The 21,669-nt window shown below is 48.8% G+C and carries 20 protein-coding genes; 12 read left to right on the top strand and 8 right to left on the bottom strand.

What is annotated here, in order from left to right:
* The first annotated feature begins 1 nt into the window (after position 1).
* A complete protein-coding gene (locus tag COW15_RS13845; protein WP_293633108.1) occupies positions 2–2,131 on the top strand; it encodes an ATP-binding protein in 2,130 nt (709 codons plus the stop codon).
* Between the two features lie 235 nt (positions 2,132–2,366).
* Here COW15_RS13845 and COW15_RS13840 read toward each other — a convergent pair whose 3' ends face one another.
* On the bottom strand, positions 2,367–2,825 hold the full coding sequence (locus COW15_RS13840) for a GNAT family N-acetyltransferase (protein ID WP_293633107.1): 459 nt from the start codon (positions 2,823–2,825) through the stop codon (positions 2,367–2,369).
* A gap of 98 nt (positions 2,826–2,923) precedes the next feature.
* Positions 2,924–3,583 carry a 7-cyano-7-deazaguanine/7-aminomethyl-7-deazaguanine transporter gene (locus COW15_RS13835; protein WP_293633106.1) on the bottom strand — a complete coding sequence of 220 codons (660 nt, stop codon included), beginning with the start codon at positions 3,581–3,583 and terminating at the stop codon, positions 2,924–2,926.
* A 240-nt stretch (positions 3,584–3,823) separates the two neighbouring features.
* Between COW15_RS13835 and COW15_RS13830 the strand changes: the two genes are divergently transcribed.
* On the top strand, positions 3,824–4,549 hold the full coding sequence (locus COW15_RS13830) for an ABC transporter substrate-binding protein (RefSeq protein WP_293633105.1): 726 nt from the start codon (positions 3,824–3,826) through the stop codon (positions 4,547–4,549).
* Positions 4,550–4,590: 41 nt separating this feature from the next.
* Here COW15_RS13830 and COW15_RS13825 read toward each other — a convergent pair whose 3' ends face one another.
* Entirely contained in the window at positions 4,591–5,949 is a 1,359-nt protein-coding gene (locus COW15_RS13825; protein WP_293633104.1) for an isochorismate synthase, read from the bottom strand.
* A 420-nt stretch (positions 5,950–6,369) separates the two neighbouring features.
* On the opposite strand from COW15_RS13825, the gene COW15_RS13820 reads away from it, so the two are divergent.
* The 8 genes from COW15_RS13820 to COW15_RS13785 all read left to right on the top strand — a co-directional run bounded on the left by COW15_RS13820 (position 6,370) and on the right by COW15_RS13785 (position 13,877).
* A complete protein-coding gene (locus COW15_RS13820; protein WP_293633103.1) occupies positions 6,370–8,472 on the top strand; it encodes a TonB-dependent receptor plug domain-containing protein in 2,103 nt (700 codons plus the stop codon).
* A gap of 1 nt (position 8,473) precedes the next feature.
* On the top strand, positions 8,474–9,838 hold the full coding sequence (locus COW15_RS13815) for an ATP-binding cassette domain-containing protein (protein ID WP_293633102.1): 1,365 nt from the start codon (positions 8,474–8,476) through the stop codon (positions 9,836–9,838).
* On the top strand, positions 9,828–10,514 hold the full coding sequence (locus COW15_RS13810) for an energy-coupling factor transporter transmembrane component T (protein ID WP_293633101.1): 687 nt from the start codon (positions 9,828–9,830) through the stop codon (positions 10,512–10,514). The genes COW15_RS13815 and COW15_RS13810 overlap by 11 nt, the downstream gene beginning before the upstream one ends.
* Complete coding sequence (locus COW15_RS13805; RefSeq protein ID WP_293633100.1) at positions 10,507–11,049, top strand: core component of ECF transporter; 543 nt, start codon at positions 10,507–10,509, stop codon at positions 11,047–11,049. The genes COW15_RS13810 and COW15_RS13805 overlap by 8 nt, the downstream gene beginning before the upstream one ends.
* 22 nt (positions 11,050–11,071) lie before the next feature.
* A complete protein-coding gene (locus COW15_RS13800; protein WP_293633099.1) occupies positions 11,072–11,809 on the top strand; it encodes a DNA-binding protein in 738 nt (245 codons plus the stop codon).
* Between the two features lie 12 nt (positions 11,810–11,821).
* On the top strand, positions 11,822–12,058 hold the full coding sequence (locus tag COW15_RS13795) for a hypothetical protein (RefSeq protein WP_293633098.1): 237 nt from the start codon (positions 11,822–11,824) through the stop codon (positions 12,056–12,058).
* Positions 12,059–12,277: 219 nt separating this feature from the next.
* Positions 12,278–13,468: an HD-GYP domain-containing protein gene (locus COW15_RS13790; RefSeq protein ID WP_293633097.1), complete on the top strand. Its 1,191-nt coding sequence runs from the start codon at positions 12,278–12,280 to the stop codon at positions 13,466–13,468.
* A gap of 106 nt (positions 13,469–13,574) precedes the next feature.
* A complete protein-coding gene (locus COW15_RS13785; protein ID WP_293633096.1) occupies positions 13,575–13,877 on the top strand; it encodes a hypothetical protein in 303 nt (100 codons plus the stop codon).
* Positions 13,878–13,952: 75 nt separating this feature from the next.
* On the opposite strand, the gene COW15_RS13780 is transcribed toward COW15_RS13785, so the two are convergent.
* Genes COW15_RS13780 through COW15_RS13765 form a run of 4 tightly spaced genes read right to left on the bottom strand, consistent with a single transcriptional unit; the run spans position 13,953 to position 19,576 of the window.
* Positions 13,953–14,258: a DUF3240 family protein gene (locus tag COW15_RS13780; protein WP_293633095.1), complete on the bottom strand. Its 306-nt coding sequence runs from the start codon at positions 14,256–14,258 to the stop codon at positions 13,953–13,955.
* On the bottom strand, positions 14,255–17,308 hold the full coding sequence (locus COW15_RS13775) for a CusA/CzcA family heavy metal efflux RND transporter (RefSeq protein WP_293633094.1): 3,054 nt from the start codon (positions 17,306–17,308) through the stop codon (positions 14,255–14,257). Before COW15_RS13775 ends, COW15_RS13780 begins: the two co-directional genes overlap by 4 nt.
* Position 17,309: 1 nt before the next feature.
* A complete protein-coding gene (locus tag COW15_RS13770) occupies positions 17,310–18,338 on the bottom strand; it encodes a membrane fusion-like protein (RefSeq protein WP_293633093.1) in 1,029 nt (342 codons plus the stop codon).
* Complete coding sequence (locus COW15_RS13765) at positions 18,335–19,576, bottom strand: metal transporter (RefSeq protein WP_293633092.1); 1,242 nt, start codon at positions 19,574–19,576, stop codon at positions 18,335–18,337. The genes COW15_RS13770 and COW15_RS13765 overlap by 4 nt, the downstream gene beginning before the upstream one ends.
* 144 nt (positions 19,577–19,720) lie before the next feature.
* On the opposite strand from COW15_RS13765, the gene COW15_RS13760 reads away from it, so the two are divergent.
* Positions 19,721–20,266: a LuxR family transcriptional regulator gene (locus COW15_RS13760; protein ID WP_293633091.1), complete on the top strand. Its 546-nt coding sequence runs from the start codon at positions 19,721–19,723 to the stop codon at positions 20,264–20,266.
* A gap of 113 nt (positions 20,267–20,379) precedes the next feature.
* Entirely contained in the window at positions 20,380–20,526 is a 147-nt protein-coding gene (locus COW15_RS13755) for a hypothetical protein (RefSeq protein WP_293633149.1), read from the top strand.
* A 13-nt stretch (positions 20,527–20,539) separates the two neighbouring features.
* Here the strand turns inward: COW15_RS13755 and COW15_RS13750 are convergent, their stop codons facing one another.
* On the bottom strand, positions 20,540–21,490 hold the full coding sequence (locus tag COW15_RS13750) for a putative sulfate exporter family transporter (protein WP_293633090.1): 951 nt from the start codon (positions 21,488–21,490) through the stop codon (positions 20,540–20,542).
* Positions 21,491–21,669 lie beyond the last annotated feature (179 nt).

Here is a 21,669-nt window from a genome sequence, read left to right as displayed (position 1 = left end):
GGTGTCATTTTTTACTCACTTTTTTGGTGTCAGTTGGCAGCAAATGCAGGCCAAGGTGCGCTATCGCATATTAATCCTGACTTTACTGCCTATTCTGCTGACCTTAGTGAGTTTAGTGTTTATCACTATCTACTGGAATATCAGCTACACAGGTAAACAGCTGTTTATGAAGGTAAAAGCCGATCTCGCCGTGGCCGAAAATACCCTGCAGCAAGTGCAAGTCCGCCAAGAAAAGCAGCTCGAGCGGGTGATGACGTCCTGGACCTTTCAGAATGACTTCCGGCCTATCTTAGGGGGAGCATTGATGCATAGAGCGAATATCGATGCCTTCCTTCACGAGCAAAAAAAACTGCTCAATCTCGATTATTTGCGTTTAGTCAGTGTCGACGAAGCGGCGGCGGACCCCGATCTACGGCTGATATTGCCCAAGATGGGAGGCTTATTGCCTTACTCTGGGCTGATGGTGTTATCGCCAGAGCGCTTATCCCGCATCGATCCTGAGTTAGCGGTTACGGCCAGTATTCCCATTGTGGCGACATTAAGGGCACAGAGCCCGAGCAAGGCAGTGGAAGAGCGAGGCTTACTCAGTCGTAGTCTGTTACCCGTGCCCGATGCCGAGGGTAAAGTGGCCTGGTATCTCGACGGCGGCATTTTATTTAACCGCGATACTCGAATCATCGATCATATTCGTGATCTGGTGTATGACAAGGGGACGCTACCCGAGCGTTCGATCGGCACAGTCACGATCTTCTTAGACAATATTCGCATCTCAACCAACGTACCCTTGCACTTTTATCCAAAGGGGACCGAGACCCAGGGGCGCGCGTTGGGCAGTTTAGTGTCTGAGGAAGTGCGTGAAAAAGTATTAGTCCAGGGGGACTTATGGGTCGATAGAGCGTTTGTATTTAACGATTGGTTTATCTCTGCCTATGCGCCCTTAGAGGATATTCGAGGGCAGCGGGTAGGCATGATCTATACGGGGTTTTCTGAGTCGCCTTTTATCCATAATTACCTCCTTAATATTATTGAGTTAGGTACGATTTTGATGCTAGTGCTGCTGGTATCTGGCCTGTTGGTTTACCGCGGTGCTTACAGTCTGCTGCAACCGATAGAACGTATTCATCATGTGGTGCAAGCGGTGCAGTCTGGCCGTAATATCCGTATCGGCGCCCTAGGGCTAGATAGGGATAACGAGCTATCAAACTTAGCGGAGCAGTTTGATAGTATGCTTGACCTGTTGCAGCGGCGTAATGCACAGATCCAAGCGGCGGCGGAGCAGCTTGAAATGAAGGTCGAGGAGCGTACCCGCAGCTTGCAGGACAAGACCTTAGAGCTGCAACGTAACGTGGCCTTACTGAATGAAACGCGCCAACAGCTCGTCACCAACGAGAAGCTCACCGCACTCGGTGAATTAACCGCAGGTATTGCCCACGAAATCAATAATCCGACCGCCGTTATCCTCGGCAACATGGAACTACTGCGTTATGAGCTTGGCGACAATGCCGAAGTAGTAAAAGAAGAAATAGATCTCGTTATTCAGCAAGTTGGACGGATAAGCACTATTATCCGTAGCTTATTGCAATACAGTCGCCCAGGTGAATTCAATGCGCCGCTGGAGATGCATCCTATTACACCTATTATCGAAGAAATGTTAGTGCTAGTGCGACATTCAATTAAAAAACAAGAAGTTGTGCTCATCACTGAACTCAATGCTACTTGTCCTGTGCAGGTTAATCGGCCGCAATTACTGCAGGTATTGATTAACTTAGTCGTAAACGCGGCACATGCTATGGACGGTAAGGGCCGCATTTGGGTGCGGACCTATGACTGGCTGCAACAGGGTACGCCGATTGGCGTCAAAATCGAAGTGGAGGATGAAGGTTCTGGGATTGCACCTGAACAACTTGGGCGGATTTTCGACCCATTTTACACCACACGTAAAGATGGTACTGGCCTAGGGCTTTCCCTTAGTTACGGTATTATTAAGCGAATTGGTGGCACTATCGAAGTGAGTTCCACATTGGGCAAAGGCTCTATCTTTACGATAGGTTTGTACCATGAAGCTAAGGAAGAGCAGCAAAATAATCCCTACGAGGGCTTACATTTTTCAGGCGGTTCTACCGAGGTTTAGATAAATTTAAGGCAAAAAAAAGCCGGATGATGAATCCGGCCACAAAAGAGTGTGTGAGCAATGTCGTGCTTGCAAACTCAGGAGCACTTTAACCACGTCAGATTACCAGTCATCGGTGTTAAAGATGAGTTTTGGAACGCACGTTAACGATAATCATTCTCAGTTGTGTTTGCAAGCTATTTAATGAAAAAAGTGCAAATCTTTACAAAGAGTGGCACAGACTTCCCTTAATTCCTTAGAGAGACTTGCTCAAATGCAGCTTATGGTCGATCAGGTTTTTGGGATCGGTTTTGAGTTCAGTAATCAAATACTGATTCCGGATCAATAAATTAAGCATCGCAGGAAAACGGTTCATCGTCTTAACTTGAATATGGCGATAACCTTGGCGATGGGCCCAAGTCTCTTGATATTCCAGCAGACTCTGTGCCAGCCCTAAACGCCTAAAGTCGCTGGCAACACCCCCTAACCAACTGTAAAAAAGGGTTTCATCTTGTCCGTATCCCAGCTTAAACCCCGCGAGTTCACCCTCAACATAGGCTAATAGAATCAAGCATGTTTTGCCTGTCAACCGTTCCGTTAGGATTTGGCTGGTGAGTGGGCGATCGAGTTCTGGGATCTGTTGACTCAGTTCAACGAGTTGATTGGTTAGCTCGGGGGTCAGTACTGTCAGCGCTTTGATTTCAATAGAATACATAATTTTCTCTCATGAAAATCGGCCCCATTCAACAGCGAGAAGCAATAGGGCCGAGGATAAACTGGCTAAATTATAACAGGTCTGGCCAGTTGAGTTAATCAGGAAACTACTTTTTGCGGACTGGTTTGCAAAATCTTGTCTTGTAAGACTTTTAGCAAAACACCGTAGGCAGGCAGGAACAGACCTAAGCTCACGAGTAACTTAAAACCGTAATCGACGCTGGCAATCTCGGGCCAATTGGTGGCCATAAAGCTATCTGACGAAGCATAAAAAGCGACGCTAAAGAAAACTAAGGTATCGACTAGATTACCCACTATGGTGGATGCGGCGGGTGCGACCCACCAAGAGCGGCTGGCCCGCAGGCGAGCAAAGACTGTGATATCCATCAGTTGGCCAATCAAGTAGGCGGCAAAACTGGCAAAGGCAATACGAAAGACGAAGGTATTCCACTGCCCAAGTGAATCAGCCCCTTGGAAGCTGCCCTGGTGAAACAGCACTCCCATCACGTAGGAGATCATCAACGCAGGCACCATAGCCTTAAGGATAATGCTACGCGCAGCCGTTTGACCGAAAATACGGACCGTGAGATCTGTGGCTAAATACACGAATGGAAAGCTGAATGCGCCCCAGGTGGTGTGGTAACCAAATAGCTGAAATGGCAGTTGTACTAAGTAGTTGCTGACGCAAATAATCAGTATGTGGAATCCTACTAATAGGAGTAAGGCGCGGCGGAGCTGCGCTGTAGTTAACATTAACATTCTGTGGCCTTTTTAGTTGTGTAGGGCGGGGTGAGGGAACCCGCTAATGAACATTTTATTATATTGATTCGCTTATAGACCGATCCCAGCATACTGCAATCGGAGGGCGGCCATTATAATGGCCGCCACTTAAGATGCAAGCTAACCGCGCATATTCCAATCACTTTCGAGCGATGGGACGTTTGAGACAGCAAAGAGATAGAAACTATCCTACACTTCTACTACATGAAGGAGGGCGCGATGAGATCATTCTTTAGTGTATTTTGCCTGTGTTTGTTGAGTTTTTTTACTTCGGCGGCCCCCACTAGTCCAGTTGTCATTAACTTAGTGACAGCAACATGGGAGGGCTTCGCTAACCCCGATGAAACCGGCTACTACTTCGATATCCTCAACCGCGTTTTTCCTGCGCCAGAATGGCAGCTCAATGTGCAGTTTGTTCCCTTTGCGCGCACGCTTTATCTTATTGAACATAACCGAGTCGATATGATACTCAGTGTGTATAAGGGGGATATTAAAAAGAGCCTATTGAGCGAGCATGCAGTCGAGATCGATGCTATTGATGCCGCAGTCACCCCAGACATTGCCGCCAGTTGGGTGGGGATCGAGAGTTTATCCCATAAGAAAGTGCAGGCCATGTTGGCCTATCGCTACAATATGCTGACACCGGTACCTATGTACTACGAGGAAAGCAGCGATATGCTCACTATGCTCAATAGTTTAAATGCGGGTCGAATCGATACCGTGTTGGACTATAGGAAAAACATCCTATCCTTAGTGCCTAAGCTAAAGGAACCGCAAAATTTTGTGATTATTCAAGGTGTACTAAAGGCGGAAGCGTTTTTTGCCTTCGCTAATACCGAAAAAGGTCGCATGTTGAAACAGCATTTTGATATAGCCCATAAACGCTTAATCGACTCGGGAGAGCAAGAGAGACTGTATACTGAGACAAAGGCGAATGGCTATTGAAACCCCATTAACGATAGTTCGATAAGTTGTAGCCCGAGAAGCTATAGCTCGATCAGAATCGACATAATAGTCGCAAGTTTATTCTCAAGCTCTTGCCACTCCGCCTGTGGATCCGAACCCGCAATAATTCCCGCACCGGCAAACAGATTGATCCGACCGGGTTCGATAAGGGCACTGCGGATCGCCACCGAAAACTCACTCTCGTACTTATTGAAATAACCACAGGCCCCTGCATACCAACCGCGCATATAACCTTCGCGCTGACGAATAAAGCTCATCGCCGAATGCCGAGGCAAGCCTCCAACCGCAGGTGTGGGGTGCAGCGCTTGTAGGAGTTGAAAATCATTCACCCCCGCCTTGAGTTCTGCTCGAATCGCGCGGTGTAAATGTTGAATATGGGTCAGTTTAAAGATAGTGGCCGATTCCTCAGCCCCCACATAATGGCTCAGTGGTGTGAGCATATTCACAATATGGCTACGCACTAACTGGTTTTCGACACTATTTTTATTGTCTTCGAGTAGGGCATTCGCCAAGGCAATATCTTCCTCCTGGTTTAACCCTCGCACTGTCGTGCCTGCTAATGCCTCGGTAAACAGCTCCTGTTGACGGCGGCGGAATAAACGCTCGGGTGAGCACGAGATAAAAGTGCGATCTGGGCTAAATTGAAAACCAAATTGGAAGCTATTGGGATTACGCCCCTGCCAGCAGGCGAGCACCATCCAAGGGTCGACCCGTTCATTGACTTCTAGCTGGGTTAATCGGGATAGCACGACTTTGGGAGTGTCTTGGTTAAATTTGGGATCGACCACTTGCTCGACTAACGCCTTCCAGCGCTGAAAGTCGGGTCTATCGCTACGCCCCAATAATGTGAGTTTGTTTGGTGGTGCTAAGGGTCTCGCTGGTAGCACGGCTTCGATGGCCGCGATGGCCTTATCTATTTCCGAGTGGGGATCGTTATCGGCAAAATTGAGGTTAACTCTCAAACTGAATTGGGCCCCGCTGCGCCTAAACTCGATGCGAGGCAGCACAAAACGGCAATGACCGAACTCGGGCCAAGACTCTATGCTGCGATCGAAGGCCACGCCGCCATAGTAGCGAATATCCTGGTTGGTCGAGAGGGCGCATTGTGCTTGGTAAGCCTGCGCCAGTTGCTGATCATCGACGCCGGTTTCAAATTTAAAGTCTTTACAGGCGCCTATGGCTGCCACTTCTTCAATTCGATCGCGCCCATGCCAGTAGATGCGGGGGTAGTGGGTCTGGGATGCCAGCCATGAAATCAAAGGCATAGATACAGTTGTTTGGGATAACTGCACTATAGGTTCAGTAGGGGGAACCCGCTTTAATTGAATGAGTTTGTCGATGAGACGCTTAAGGTCCTCAGACAGGGCATGGACGGGCAAATAAAACTCCAAAGATAATGATGAAGGCTAAGGGCCTATGGATGCTCTGGGCACCAGTGATTTTGGATTAAGTTAATACATTCTTTTTAAAGTACTTTGGATCTGTTTGGTGTCAGTACGTAAATAAGAATCTTTCGCTCAAATTAAAGGCCGTGGCCCTAGGTGTCAAGATGTAAGCCGCTGGCCTGTGACTTTTGCCATAGTCTCATTTTGTGATGCTAAAAAATGTGACTTGAGTGGGTCTTTTTGTCGGTGAGTGAACCGCTGATGGACATTTTGTCTCTTAACTGTGTGTGTGCTTTTCCCTTTTGTTTTAATTAGTCGATCTAGGTTGGTTTTTGACAGTTTTTTGGTTGAGACAGAATAACCACGGCCCACAATAAGCGGCACATCTTACATTTTCTATTTGACAACAATAACATGATTACCACGAATACCCTCTTTCGCATGTCGTCTCTAGCCTTGGCTATTGGTCTTAGTTTTGCTGCTCAAGCCGATGATATTTCCCGAGATCCGCTACTCAATGTCAATGAAGTGATCGTCGTTCACGGCGACGGTGGGGAAGTCAGTGAAATGGCGACAACCCACTGGAGCATTAGTGAGGAGGAGATCCGTGCCTTGGGCGCACAAACGCTAGATCAAGTCTTAAAGAATGTGCCAGGTGTGTATATTCGCGTGGGGGGGGACGGTACCCCAAGAGTCGATATTCGTGGTTTTAAAACGCGCCATGTCACCCTTTTAATCAATGGCGTGCCTATGGGCAGTGCCGATGATGGGCAATTCGACCCGAGTATCATTCCCACAAGCCAAATTGCCTCGGTGGAGGTTTCTGTGGGGCCGACGTCGGTACTTTACGGTCCGAGTGGTGCGGGTGGGGTGATCAATATTATTACCAAGCAAGGAGATACGGCTCCTGCACTTTCTGGGCGTTTGGAGGCGGGTAAGGATAATACCTTCAACGGTGATATTAGCGCCGCAGGTTCGGGGGATGATTGGCAGGGGCTCGTCAGTGTTAGCCATCAACAGACGGACGGCTTCCCAATGTCGAATGACTTTGAACCGACGCCATCTCAAGATGGGGAGCTGCGAGTGAACTCGGATAAAGAGGTTAATAACTTCTATGCCCAAGGCAGCTACTGGTTATCCGATAAGACACAGTTGATTGCCAATATGGCGCTGCGCAGCGGTGAATGGGGTAAACCCGCCCGTGATGGGACCGGTAGTGGCAAGATGAAATATGAACGTACCGATGACTATGACTCACATACTGCCCAGTTAGGTTTGGCGCATAGGTTTGACGACACTTTTACGCTACGTGGATTTGGCTATCACAATCAAAGCGATACCTTAGAAGCCTCCTATGCCGATGAGACCTACCAAGCTGTCACTCAATCCCAAGATGGCCGCTCGGTCGTCCAAGGTATCAATCTACAACTGATCACGGATTTACATACCGCAGGCTTGTTAACGACTTCGGTTATTACAGAAGAGCAAAGTTGGAAGTCGGTAGTTAACATCGATACACCAGATACTGGGAGTAATAGTGGCTCTGGGTCCGGTGGTGGAAACGGTGGTACGGGCTCTGGAAGCGGAACGGGGAGCGGCGGTGGAACAGGCTCTGGCGGCGGAACGGGAAGCGGTGGCGGTACGGGTTCTGGCAGTGGAACCGGTGGTATCGAAAACTTAAATGATTCCGCATGGTTATATACTGTAGCGGCCGAGTATCAGTATCAATCTGAGCATCAATACGGCTTTACCTTAGGTGGCGCTTATCATTCACTCGATACCAGTGATGGCACGGATAACAACTATTCGGCCATGGCCTCTAGCTATTGGCAGTTGGTGCCGGATTCACGCTTGAGTGTGAGTGTTGCACGCAAGGTGCGCTTCCCCTCTATGGTGAACTTGTATTCACAACTCTCTGGTAATAGCGATTTAGAGGCCGAAGAATCTAAACATCTGGAGTTGGGCTTAGAGCAGAATCTACCCGCAAGCACGGATTTTTCTGTTTATGGTTATTACACGGATGCAGAAAACTATATCGCTAAGGATATCGATGGTTTCTACCAAAATATGGGGCGCTATAAGTTCAAAGGGATTGATTTTCAAATTAATAATAAGGCTATTGAGCATTTAGATCTGGGCTTCTCCTACAGCTTCTTAGACTCCGAAGAGATGGACGGTGACGATACCTTAGATGCGCTGCAATACCGCCCTCGCCATCAATTACGCTGGCAGATGAGTTACGAGTTTCCCTTCGAAACTCAAATACATCTGAATGTGGAGCGTATTTTGGATCAAGTCTATGCGACTCAAGTGAAGGTTAACGGTCAGACGCAATATCAACAACAGTCTCTGGATAATTACACCTTAGTGGACATCAACTTAGTGCAGCCACTCATTAGCGACAAACTAGAAGTGTATCTGCGCGCCACTAACCTCTTGGATGAAAACTACTACCAGAGTGAAGCGCTGCCACAGGCGGGACGGCAGATCTTTATTGGTGTAAATTGGCAGATTTAAGATGACACTCCTAGCGCTTAAAGGTGTTAGCTTCAACTATGGTAGCCAGTTACCGACTGTGTTGCAGGAGGTCAACTTAAGCATTGGTTCCGGCCAATGCCACTGTGTGAGTGGAACTACGGGTTCTGGGAAGTCGAGTCTGTTAAACCTACTTGCGGGGGTGTTAAATCGCCCCCATGAGGGTGAAATCTGGCGTAACCCTAAGCTAGTGACGGGGCTGGTGATGCAGGACCCGCAAATTCAACTCATCAGGCAGACGGTGGGGGCTGAGGTTGCCTTTGCGCTGGAAAATCTCAGCATTCCCACAGAGCAGATGCTAGCTAAAGTGCAGCTTGCATTGCGGCGAGTAGGGCTGTATTTACGCCTCGATACCCCAGTGAGCACGTTGTCACTCGGCCAGAAATATCGGCTAATGATTGCCGCCCAACTGGTGTGTGAACCCCATTTACTGCTGCTCGATGAGCCTTGGGCACAACTAGACGATCACAGTGTAAGCGAGCTGTTAATCGTGCTGCGCAATCTTATTCAAGGGGGGATGGCGCTGGTGTTGGTTGAGCACAACGCCTCCGCCTTCGCCGACATTATTCAGCATTATTGGCAGTTAGAGGCGGGCAAATTATCTGCAGGTACTTATACGGTGAAGGATACACCGCCAGTCGAGACTCCCGTGCGGCGCAGCCAGTTTAACCACTTAGGCAGAGTGCTCGTCAGTGCCGGGGCCTTCGATTTTGGCTTCGATGGCAGCCCAGTGCTATTTGCTTGCCCACAGGGATTTCAACTACGGGCGGGTGAAATCGTGACCTTAGTGGGGGATAACGGCACAGGCAAAACCAGCCTACTAAAAACCATCGCTGGCGTGCTGAGTTTAAGGCAGCGCTTACCCTTCAAAGTGTTAGGCCGAAGACCTAAGCTTGGGATCTATGGCGCCGAACTGGGGCTGTTGATGCAAAGGCCGAGTCGACAATTGTTTGAAACTAGCGTGCTCGCCGAAATGCAGTTCAGTCTTAAGCGTTTTGGACTCCCAAAAGAGCGCGCGGCGCAGATGCTAGATGAGTTGCAGCTTGCCGACTTAGCTGAATTGTCGCCCCATAAATTATCCTACGGCCAGCAGCACTTAATCGCCTTAGCCTCATTAGCCTGCTTATGCCCTAAGGTATTGTTACTTGATGATCCCTTAGCGGGAATGGACCAGTATTACCACGGCAAAGTATGGCATTTGCTGCAGCGTCTAAGCTCGCAGGGCACTGCCATCTTGCTCGCTAGCCATAGACATATTGAGCATAGGGTCGTGTCACGGCAACTTAGCCTACGTAATGGCCTGTTGGTGGAAGACCCTATGGAAATGGAGGCGCGTTATGTGGGTTAGCTGCCGACGTTCGCATCGACGAACACGGGGGCATTGGAGTCGTGAGCGGCGTGAAACTGCCATCTGCAGCTTGTCACTGCTCTTCGTCTGTGTGCTCTCGGCCTGTGCTTTTGTATTACCCGCTTATCTGCTCCTGTCACTCGCTGGGCTGAATGGGCTGTTAGTGATCCATGGTTTGCTGCGTCGCGGCTGTATTTTTGGGGTACTAAAACTAGGTTTAGTGCAACTGAGCATCACTTTGAGTCTGTATTTAATCCTCTATGGCGTAGCACATTTAGCCCAGGGTGCCATAGTGGTCGCTCGTATCATTCTGGCCACTATTCCCGGTTGGTGGCTTTGTATTACGGTTCCCCCCGAGCGCATTGGCGAAGTGTTAAGTGCTTTCCTGCCGACAAAGTGGGCTTTTGTGGTCGCGGCCTCCTTAAGTTTATTGCCCTATATGGCCGATGAAATCCGCGAGATCTATCACATTCAATGTTTGCGCGGGGCACGTATTACCCCAAGGGCGCTGCGTAATCCGAGAAATTGGGCCGAGTTGGTATATTGCGTGTTATTTCCCGTTTTGATTCAGTTGCTTAAATTATCTCGTCAAATGGCGATTGCGGCGCAGAGCCGTCATTTTGGCCTAAACCAACGCCCAACCCATTGGCATTCACCGAGGGACAACAATGACTAAAAAACTTCCCCTTAGCCTGCAAGACTCGCTCTTTGTTGGCTTTTGCGCCACTTTACTGGTGGCATTAACTGGCATGCTAAGGCTGAAACTCGGCATATCTGGACACAGTATGTTTTTAATGAGTTTTTTCTATCTGATTTGCTACGGGGCGTTGGGACGTTTCGGTAGCATGACGGCCTGTGGTGCTATTGCTGGCCTGGTAGCTATGGCTCTGGGCGTCGGGAAAGGCGGGCCTATGATACTGTTAAAGTTTGTCTTACCCGCCATAGCCATGGATCTTATCGCCTTGCTTCTACCTCTGAGTATGGCATTGCATTGGCGCTGCGTGATCTTAGGCCTAGCGGGTTGCATCGCCTGGGCGGGTAAAGTGGCGCTGACCAATATGCTGGCGGGCATGGAGTTAGATGTAGTGTTGATTCAATGGGGGATGAGCGTATTAAAAGGCGGATTCTTTGCCACTCTTGGCGCTTTGCTCGTACCGCCCGTGCTCACGCGCTTAAAGGCCCAGGATCTGTTGCACAGAGACAAATTTTAAAACTCTAACTCTAGGAATGCAGATGAAAAACTGGCTGATTTGTATCGATGACACCGATGATATAGGCACTAAGGGCACGGGGGAAATTGCCGAGGAAATCGCGCTCCTCCTCGAGAATATGTCCGGCGGTAAGGCCTCCTTCGTGACGCGGCACCAATTATTTGTGCACCCCGATATTCCCTACACCTCCCATAACAGTGCCATGTGTTTTGCGCTGCGCTCACCACTGACCCAGGCCGAGATCCACCACTATGCCGTCGCCCATTTAATCGCTGAGTCGGCGCCTAGGGCAGATCCGGGCATCGCTATCCTCGATTTAGGCTCCCAATACGATGCAACCGCCCTAATGGAGTTTGGTCGTAGAGCGAAAACCGAAGTGATCACTAAGCTCGCGGCCTATGACCTAGCCGAACGACTCAATATCCAGTTAACTGAACATGGCGGTACCGGCCAAGGTGTTATTGGCGCGTTAGCGGGGTTAGGGTTACGTTTGATGGGTAGCGACGGCCGGGTAAAAGGGCAAATTAAGCTTGGTCAGTTTGAGGATGTTGCTCTCGAACTCTGTGTTGCCGAGATCCTTGAACTGACAGGGCTCGATGCGGTGATGAGTACCGAGAGGTATCCCCTCGCGGCGGACGAGCGAGTACTGCTGAAGGGTAAAGTGAAAGCCGTTTACCTTGGGCATAAGTTTGTGTTGTTAGTCGATAGAAAAGCCCAAACATGGCGTAATGCGGGTAAGCAAGCATTACAGGCCTATTAGATGGAGGGTGAAATGGATCCCATATTGGCCGAGCAGGCATTTGAGTTAGTGGATAATCGCTGGATTTTTCGGGCGGGATTGGGCCAGTATTGGATGGCGAGGCGAGTAGCACAGCGCTGCACAGGTTTTGTCCCCGATGATGAGGATGAGCAAGTCGATGACGAGCCTCGCTCCTGTTACAACTGCCAGTATCGGCGTTGGCTGGTCGAGAGTGTTGAATGTCTACTATTAAAAAATCAGCATTATTAGTCGATTAACTAAATTTTGCGCAATAGTCCCTCGTTTTGCCTAGCTTCTATGATGTTGTTCTCGGCCTGTAACAAAGTGTATGGTGCTTTTGTCATCCCCGGCATAGAATGCCCAATGAACTGTTCTATACTACCAAAAGTAAGACACACTTAACTGCTCTGATGTTGTTTGGTTCTTTTATGGTTTTCTATAAAGTTAGTTATCCTTGGGGTTGCAGAAATGAGTGAGCCGGCAGAATCAGTTGATCTTATCAAATTGCCTGTATCGCAACTGACATTAGGTATGTTTGTCAGTGCTATAGATAACAATGATAAGGGCCAACTCGCTATTACCAATGCAGGACAGATTAAGCACAAGGATGCGATTTTAAGACTGGCTAAAAGTGGCATCAAATTCGTTTGGGTCGATACGGGGCGCTCGGCAGAACACTGTGGTTTTAAACGAAAAGCCAGCAACGATAGCTCGGCTGGGAATAAAAAATCCTTATTAACCCGTGAGAAACAACAGGAGCAAGCTCAAATCATTCTCACCGAAGCTAAGGATCTTATTCGTAAGGTGTTAGCCGAAATTTTCGAAGGCAAAGCCATAGAAGTGAAGCCCTTCGAGACATTAGCCGATAGCATGATCGAATCAGTCTTCCTCGATGAAGACGCGCTTAAGTGTATGTCTGCGCTCCGTTCAAAAGATGCCTATCTACTCGAACATTCAGTGAATGTCGCCTTTTTACTCGTTACCTTCGGCAAATACCTCAAGCTCGACCGAGCCATGCTACGGGAAATGGCCGTCGGCGGGATTTTGCACGATATTGGCAAGATTAAAGTCGACAATAAAGTGCTACACAAGCCGGGTAAGCTGACACCGGAAGAATTTGAGCATATGAAGCTGCATCAGGTGTATGCGCTAGAAATTATGAACGACACTAAGGGGTTATCGCAGATCAGTAAAGATATCTGTTTGATGCACCATGAAAAGTTAGATGGTCGAGGTTATCCAAGGGGGCTGAAGGGCGATGAAATCCCCCGCCATGGGCGCATGAGTTGTATCGTCGATATTTTCGATGCCTTGACGGCGACGCGCTGTTACAAAGAGGCCATGAGCCCAGCCGCAGCCTTTAAAATTTTACTGAGCCTGACACCATTCCATTTAGGTAAAGAACTGGTCTATGAGTTTATTCGCTGCATAGGTGTTTATCCCGTGGGCTCCCTCGTTGAATTATCGGATGGCCGTATCGGCATTGTCTGGGCATCGAAGGACAGGGATGCACTACACCCGATCGTAAAATGCTTTTATTCTTTAAAGGCAAAGCGTTACACCGAAGTGACTATGGTTGATCTCCTCAAATCTGAGCTGCACATCGAGCGGGGGGTCTCACCGAGTACATTGGATATAGACCCAACACCTTTCTATTGATCCTCACATCCTACCTTTAACGCCGGTCATCTGAGACCGGTGTGAAGGATTGCAGAGCCTGCGCTAAAAACCGTAAACTGAATGTCTTCTCCGATCTGGTAATGCGATGAACAGTGCGATGAAATCACTATTTCCTATTTTTATCATTCTCTTATCTTTAGCTTTATTAATCCCTGGGGTGACTCAACCTATTTTGAGTCTCAGCGGCACTATCGATAAGGCCAAGCTGACTGATGTGTTTGTGGTAGCGCTGATCATCACCTTTATGGCGGGGAACGCCTCTGGTGGCATGGGGGAAATGTTAAAAACCCAAGCGCAATTTGAAAACGGTTTCTACTTCTTTACCGCTTACTGCATTTTATCAATTTTGAGTGGTTTTTTAGTGCGTCGTCCAACGCCCATTCTGTAGTTATTGTATAAGGCATACCGACCCTAGCGATAAGGTCGGTATGCCTAGATTTCACTCGGTTAACTGTGTGGTGAATTAGGACAGAGTGCCATTTTGATAGATGGGCATAATCCAATAACGGCAGGGATTATGTTTGCAGACCAGCGCCAGCGCAGTGAGCAGTGCCGCTTGCTGCGTAGCGGGGTGCATAATCTCGAATTTGCAGAACTCCCGATAACCTTCCACTTGTTCCTTGATATTAAAATGGCTGTGTTCGCGGCTAAAACCACAAATATTGCCTAGGCTAAAACCCGACAGAAACTCTAGCTCTATCAAGGTATCGACTATGTCGTCCTTAATATCATTTTGGGCGATCAATACTAATAGTTGTTCTGTGCTCATTTACGCTTCTCCAGCCAAAAATACAGAATTGGCAGTAAATATAGTGTGGTAATAGTTGAAGTGAGCAGGCCGCCAATCACCACAATCGCTAGGGGTTTTTGAATTTCAGCCCCAGGACCCGAGGCAAATACTAGCGGTATAAGACCAAACATCGCCGTTGTCGCCGTCATCAAAATGGGCCGCAAACGCCGCGCCGCACCTTGTTCCACCCGTTCGCGCAGGTTGCTGAACATGTGCTTGGTTTGTTCGTAATAGCTGACCATCACTACACCATTGAGCACAGCGACGCCGAGCAGGGCGATAAAGCCAACCGAGGCGGGCACGGACAAATATTCCCCCGATAAATACAGGCTAACTATGCCGCCCATCATAGCGAAGGGAACGTTGGCGAGGATTAAACCCGCTTTGGTCAGTGAGCCAAATGTGGTGAATAAAATCAAAGTGATCAGCGCGATAGCAATCGGGATCACTAACAGTAAATTGCTGGTGGCTCGCTGCTGGTTTTCAAACTCGCCACCAAAACTCACGCTATAACCGCTCGGGAGTTTGATTTCCTTTGTGATTTTAGCGTTGAGTTCTTCTACAAAACTCACGATATCGCGGCCTTGCACGTTAGTGGTGATCACTGAAAAGCGATTCCCTTGCTCACGCTCGATCAGGATGGGGCCTTGCTTATAGCTTAAGGTGGCGACATCACTCAGGCGTTTTAAGGAGTGATCTGGCATCACCAGTAACTGATTTTTAAGCTCATTAATGCTACTTAAGTGGCTCTGATTGTTAGCAATCAGCACGGGTGTGCGCTTTTTACCTTGTAGCACTTCGGTCACTATTACGCCTTCGAGCTGGCTTTTCAGGTAGCGGGCAAACTCCATGGTGCTCATGCCAAAGCCTCGGGCGAGCTCGTTATCTAAGGTGAGGTTGATAAAAGGACTGCCTTCGATCATCGCCATTTTCACATCGACGCTGCCGCTGGTGGCATTAATCAGCTGTTGGATTTGGCTCGTGAGCTGACCTAAGGTGTCGATATCGTTACCAAAGACCTTGATCGCTACGTCGCCAATGCTGCCGGTGAGCATTTCGGATACGCGCATTTGTATCGGTTGAGTGAAGTTAAAATTAACGCCGGGATAGTCCAATAACACAGTGCGGATCGCATCGATAAGCGCTTCTTTATTTGCAAAGCGCCATTCGCTGCGGGGCAGAAGTTCTAAGAACACATCGGTTTCATTGAGCCCCATGGGATCTAAGCCGATTTCATCCGCGCCAGTACGTGCCACCATCTGTTTAATTTCAGGAACTTTAGCCAGCAAGGTTTGCTGAATTTGCTTGTCGATGGCAATCGAAGCCTCGAGCGAAATCGACGGGGATTTCTCCAACTGCAGGATAATGTCGCCCTCATCTAAGGTCGGCATAAAGGTTTTTCCCACTAACCCGAACAGGCCTAGGCTGACAATAAGTAAACTAAAGGCGATCACCATAAAGCGTTTTTGATGGCTAAACGTGCCCTTGAGGCTGCCCAGATAAAGCTGCTTAAGCTTTTCAATCGCCTTAGGTTCCTTGGCGGCTTTTTCGTTGACGAGATAAGAAGCGATAACCGGAATAACAGTTAACGACAACACCAGCGCCGACAGCATGGCAAACACGATAGTGATCGCAACTGGGGTAAAGAGTTTGCCTTCGAGTCCGCTCAAGGTCAGCAAGGGCGAGAACACTATCATGACGATTACAGTGCCCGACACCACGGGAATGGCAACGTCCTTGGTCGCGCGAAAAATCAAATGCAGCCGCGGTAATCTCTGCTTAGTGGCGATAAGATTCACCATGTTCTCGACTACGACCACGGATGAATCCACTAACATGCCGATGGCGATAACCAGCCCGCCTAGGCTCATTAAGTTCGCGGAAAGATTGAAGTAATCCATCATCAAAAACGTCATCAGCGCGGCGAGTGGCAGCGAGAGTGACACGACTAATGCGGCGCGCACGTTACCTAAAAATAGCGCCAGCAAGATGATCACTAGCACTACGGCTTCGAACAAGGCATTGGAGATTGTATCGATCGCGGTATTGATCAGATTCGCGCGGTCGTAAAAGGTGTTTATCTGACTCCCTTCTGGCAAGGTTAGGCCGATTTGATCGAGCTTTTCCTTAATATTCTTGACTACTTGTGCGGTATTAGCGTCTTTCAGGGCGATGATTAAGGCTTCGGCGGTTTCGTTGCCATCTTTAGTGACTGCGCCATAGCGGGCTAAGTGGCCAATTTGAATATCGGCCAAATCCTGCAGTCGATACACTCTGGCATCATCGGCCTTGATCACTAATTGTTTGAGTTCGTCGATATCATCGATGCGGCCTTCGGCGCGCACTATGATGGTGTCTGTGCCAATGGTGAGCTTGCCCGCACCTTCGTTGTGATTATTCTCAACGATTGCCTGTTGCAGCGTCGCAAAGCTCACTCCCGCGGCCGCCATCGCCGCAGGTTTGGGGGTCACACTAAAGCTTTTGGCATAGCCACCGAGGATATTGACATCGGCCACACCCGCAACGGTTCGCAACAGCGGGCGGATTTCCCATTCGAGTAACTGCCGTCTTTCCATCAGCGAAAGATTGGGATTTTCGAGTGAAAACATAAATATTTCGCTGAGTGGCGTACTCATAGGCGCTACGCCGCCCGTTACACCTTCAGGGAAACTGTCCCACACGGCGGCGATGCGTTCGCTCACCTGCTGGCGTGCCCAATAGATATCCGTGCCTTCGTCGAAATCTAGGGTGATATCGCTGATGGCGTATTTAGTGGTCGAGCGCAGAATCGATTGATGGGGAATGCCTAACAGTTCGGTTTCAATCGGCACGGTAATTTGCGCTTCGATTTCCTCCGGTGTCATGCCGGGCGCCTTGAGGATGATCTTCACTTGGGTGGGTGAAATATTGGGAAAGGCATCCAAGGGAATGGAAAACCAGGCTCGCGCTCCCGCTAACATGATGATCAGCGCCACAATCAGCACAAATAGGCGCTGCGTAAGCGAAAAGCGGATGACTGAGGTCAACATCTTATTCGCCTCCTAGGCCAAGCATTATGCCTTTGACTGCGGCAACTGACTGGGATAAGACTTGGATTTGGCTCAGATCTTTATCGCTTTCAACTATATATTGCTCGGGGGTTGAACCGAGAATATCGATCGTAATCGGGGTGAGCGTGTCGGCGGTTTTAGTGAAGACTTGGCTGTCTTGCTCCCAACTAAAAACACTATTTTTAGGCAATAAATACACCGCCTTTTGATACTCGGGTATCACAGTGATCTGTTGTCCTAACAGTAAGTTACATTCCTGCGGTACGGGTGATGACCAAGCGGTCACGAAGGCCCCCTCGGCGATGGCCGACATGGACTCAATGGCGATATGGCACTGATTGATGTTCACCGCCGAGAGCGAATGTGACTGGCTCATAGGCACACTGACTTTGACGCGAATGCTGTCGCTGGGCACCAGTGAGAATAGCTGTGAACCCGCCATATAAGGCCCATTCACTTGGTTGAGTTTAACTATCCCTGCCACTGGTGTGCCTACCACTAGGGAGTCTGTGGTGGCATCTGTGCTTTTGACTATCTCCATAAAATGCTGCATGTGCTCGTATTCGAGGTGAGTGCTGAAGTAGTCTTGGCTGATCTCACGCCACTTTTCGGCGCTGATACTACCATTGTTTACTAAGGGTTTATTACGCTCGTAACGGCTCTTGGCCAGTTGATATAAGTTGCCGGCGGCTTCGACTTGGGCGAGGTAGTGGAACACTTCTGGCCCTGTCAGTTTGACTATCGCCTGACCCTTAGTAACCCGCTGGCCTTGGCCGACGAGGAAGCTTATCTGCTGGGTATTCTCCGGCGTGTTGATCCAGTAATCGTTACCGGGGAGGATTTCAACCTGTGCGGGCAATGGGCTGCCCTCATAGCTGGCGACTTTTTGCGGCTGCACGTAGCTCAGGTCTAAATTACCGAGGGAACTTATCGTTAAGGATTCAGCCTGCACTAAGGTGGCTACACTGGCGGATAAACAGAAAAGGCATGCGCCGTACTTGGCCATCATAATGAAATTCCTAAGGCTTGCAGTTGTTGGGAGTGCAGTTGTTGCTGCGCGACTTGGTTCAGTGCCAAGCGGGATTCGGTATCGAGGGCATCCATATAGCGGCGCAGCCAAACTTCGTAGCTAACTTGATTTTGGTCTTTGACCTTGGCCAGCTCCTCTGTGATGGTGCGGCTAAGGTGTAAGGCTTGGGTTAGCAATGTCTGTTGGTCGAGTAAGTTTTGTTGCTGTTGCTCTAGCTTTTTAAGCTGAGTTTTCAGTTCGATATAGGTACGGTCGAGGTTGAGCGTGTGCTCGGTATTGGCTTGTTGCCATTGGGATAATTCGGTTTGCGATAGGGCAGAACCTAAAGTCAGTGGCACAGAAACGGCGATGCCAAGCTGTTGATCATCAACTTGGTTATCGGCGGTATTTTTAGCCGTGAGTGAGACTGTCCAAGGGTCTTTATCTCCCGCTTGTTGACTCTGGATGATCATTAGCTGTTGCTGCTTCTGCAGGCTCAATAATTGCCATAATGGATGCTGCGCGAGCATGTCATTGGGTTGGCTGCTGGCTGACAGTGGCCGCGCGGTTTCGGCTATGTCCTGCGGTATCTGCTCTTGCCCGGTGAGTTGTTGATAGAGGGCAAGCGCCTCGGCCAGTTGCTGATGAAGGTCGACCCGCTCCAGTGCAATGTCCACTAATTCGCGTTCTAACAGGAGTATGTTAGCAATCGGCAGTTCACCCGCGTCTGTGAGTTGCTTTTGCTGGCGATGGAGTTTATCGAGCAATTGGCTCTTGCGATCTAACTGGGCCAGTTTCACTGCTGCGAGGCGATGTTCCCACAGGCTTTGTCGCAATAATCCCGATAAATACAGCCCCTGCAGCGCGACTTGTTGCGACTGAATGCTTTGGGTGAGTTGTTTAATTTGTTTATCGCTGCTGTGTAAAGCAGGGGATTTTATTGGCAAATTGAGTGAGAGTTCCTGTTCGTAGCTGTTACCATTATCTAGGCTGCCTAAGTGACTCAGGCTAATGCTCGGCAGGCCATTGAGCCAAGATGAACTGCTTAAGCTTATTTGTGATTGCGGTAACTGGCCGCCCGATTGAGATAAAGAATCTAATCTAGCTTGGCTGGTGGAGAGTGCTTGAGATAGCTCGGAATGTGCAGATAGCTCGGAATTCGCGGCGAGGCACAGGAAACTGCTGCTGACTAAGCTTGCCAACAGACATAACTTGATACAAGACGTACTGACAGACATAGGGCGATTCTATGGTATTAAAGTGTGCTGTCAGTGTAGGGATTGGCGGGTGAAAGTCGTGGGGGACATGTATCATAAAACCGCCTATGGTACATATGTCCCATAAAATAATTGGTTGATTTTGCATTTATTTAGGAGTTTTAAATGAAGGATCTGGTCATTATTGGTTTGCTGGCCATAATCATGTGTTTTAAGCTTTTTGACATCTCATCCGACATTCAATTGGGCATTCCCCACTGGCATATTGCCCAGGAAACCATGCTGTTAGTGCTCACTGTGATTGGTGCCATGTACTTAAGTTATGATCTTATTCGTCGCTCCCGCGAGGTCAAAGCCTTGGCTAAACGCCTGGAGCATGCGGATCAGAAAATTGACAATATGTCGACGCAAATGCGCTCTGCCAGACAAGAATACAGCCAAGCTGTGTCGCAGCAATTCGAGACTTGGGGCTTTACTAAGAGTGAGCAGCAAGTGGCATTTCTATTGCTTAAAGGCTTAAGTTTTAAAGAGATTGCCGAAGTGCGTCAGACTAAGGAAAAAACCGTCAGACAACAGGCATCGACCATTTATGGCAAAGCGGCAGTCGATGGACGCCATACTTTTTGTGCTTGGTTTATGGAAGATTTTATTCAAGAGCATAATCAAGATCTTGCTGCTAACGAAGCGGGGTCAAGCCATCAGGCGGCCTAATGATCACAGCATGGGCTTAGCTGTTATAGCTATTTGTTATTGAAAATCGATATTTGCTGAGTTTTTAGTTCTAAACAATAATGAGCATCCCCTAAGTTTGCAGGAAGATGCAATTGAAAAACTGGTTGATTATTGTGTTTTCCCTGATTGCCTTGGTTGCTTCGACGCAAACCACAGGGCTAGTGCGTTCACTTATCGAATTCTCTGCCTTTGTTGGCGTCCTCAGTTGGGCCTGGCGGATCAAACCAAGTATTGAGTAAGCCTGAGTCTTAGTTATTGAAAATACAGAATATACACTAAAGATATCATTCCTATCGCCGCCCACAGCATCACCCCAAGCAACAGCGGTTTGGGACCACTCGCGCGCATTTTCTGCACTGTAATTCCCGCACCTATCAAAAACAAGCACAGCACTAAGGCCCGTTTCGACAGCATAAATAGGATGTCATAAACGGTGTGGAACTGTGGCAACCAATGGGCCACCACAATGGCTAAACAATAAAAACCGATAAAATACGGTAGGTTAAGTTTGCGCTTATCGCCACCAAACAGCATAGCGCTGACCAGTGCGATCGGGATAATCCACAGGGCGCGGGCGAGTTTAATGGTGGTTGCGGTTTTTAAGGCTTCATCGCCGTAGGCCGAAGCCGCGCCAACAACCGATGAGGTATCGTGGATGGCGATGGCGCTCCACACACCAAAATCGTATTGGCTCATATTGAGCAAGTGGCCCAGTGCGGGGAATAAAAACAGCGCGACCGAGTTGAGCACAAATACGCAGGCCAGTGCCGTGGCGATTTGATCGTTGCGGGCATTGATGGCTGGCGCCACTGCGGCAATGGCGCTGCCACCACAAATCGCAGTACCGGAGGCAATCAAATGGCCAGTGACTTGATCAAATTTCAGTGCGCGGGTGAGTACAAAGCCCAGGGCTAAGGTAAAAAAGATGGAACCGACAATGAGGCCAAGGTTGTTACTGCTCGCCTCGATTGCCGCGTTTAAGTTAATGCCAAAGCCGAGGCCAATGATCGAATAAGACAGGAGTTTTTTGGTGAGTGCGGCAATATTCCATTGGATTGGTACCCAGCCAAGACTGGCTAAGGTGAAGCCCAGCACTAACGCCATGGGGGACGAGATAAAGGGCGCGAGGCATAACAGACCCGCACAAATGAAGATAATACGCTGATGTTTATTCTGTTGGGTTAATGTCGACGAAGAATTCATAACACCTTAGGCTCGAGCGATTAGGGTTTATCGTTCCAACACAGATCTTCATATTAAGCGACTGTCACAATATGGCTTTTAATAGGGATGGATCTTGGAGGCTGAGTGAGGGGCATTATAGCTGTGACTGCTTGCTTCAATAAAATCAATTTAACTTATTTAGTTAGTCAGTTTTATTT

The sequence above is a fragment of the Shewanella sp. CG12_big_fil_rev_8_21_14_0_65_47_15 genome, from assembly GCF_002783505.1.
Taxonomy (GTDB): domain Bacteria; phylum Pseudomonadota; class Gammaproteobacteria; order Enterobacterales; family Shewanellaceae; genus Shewanella.
The sequence above is the reverse complement of the archived record's forward strand: the minus strand, read 5'-3'. Positions and strand labels throughout refer to the sequence as shown.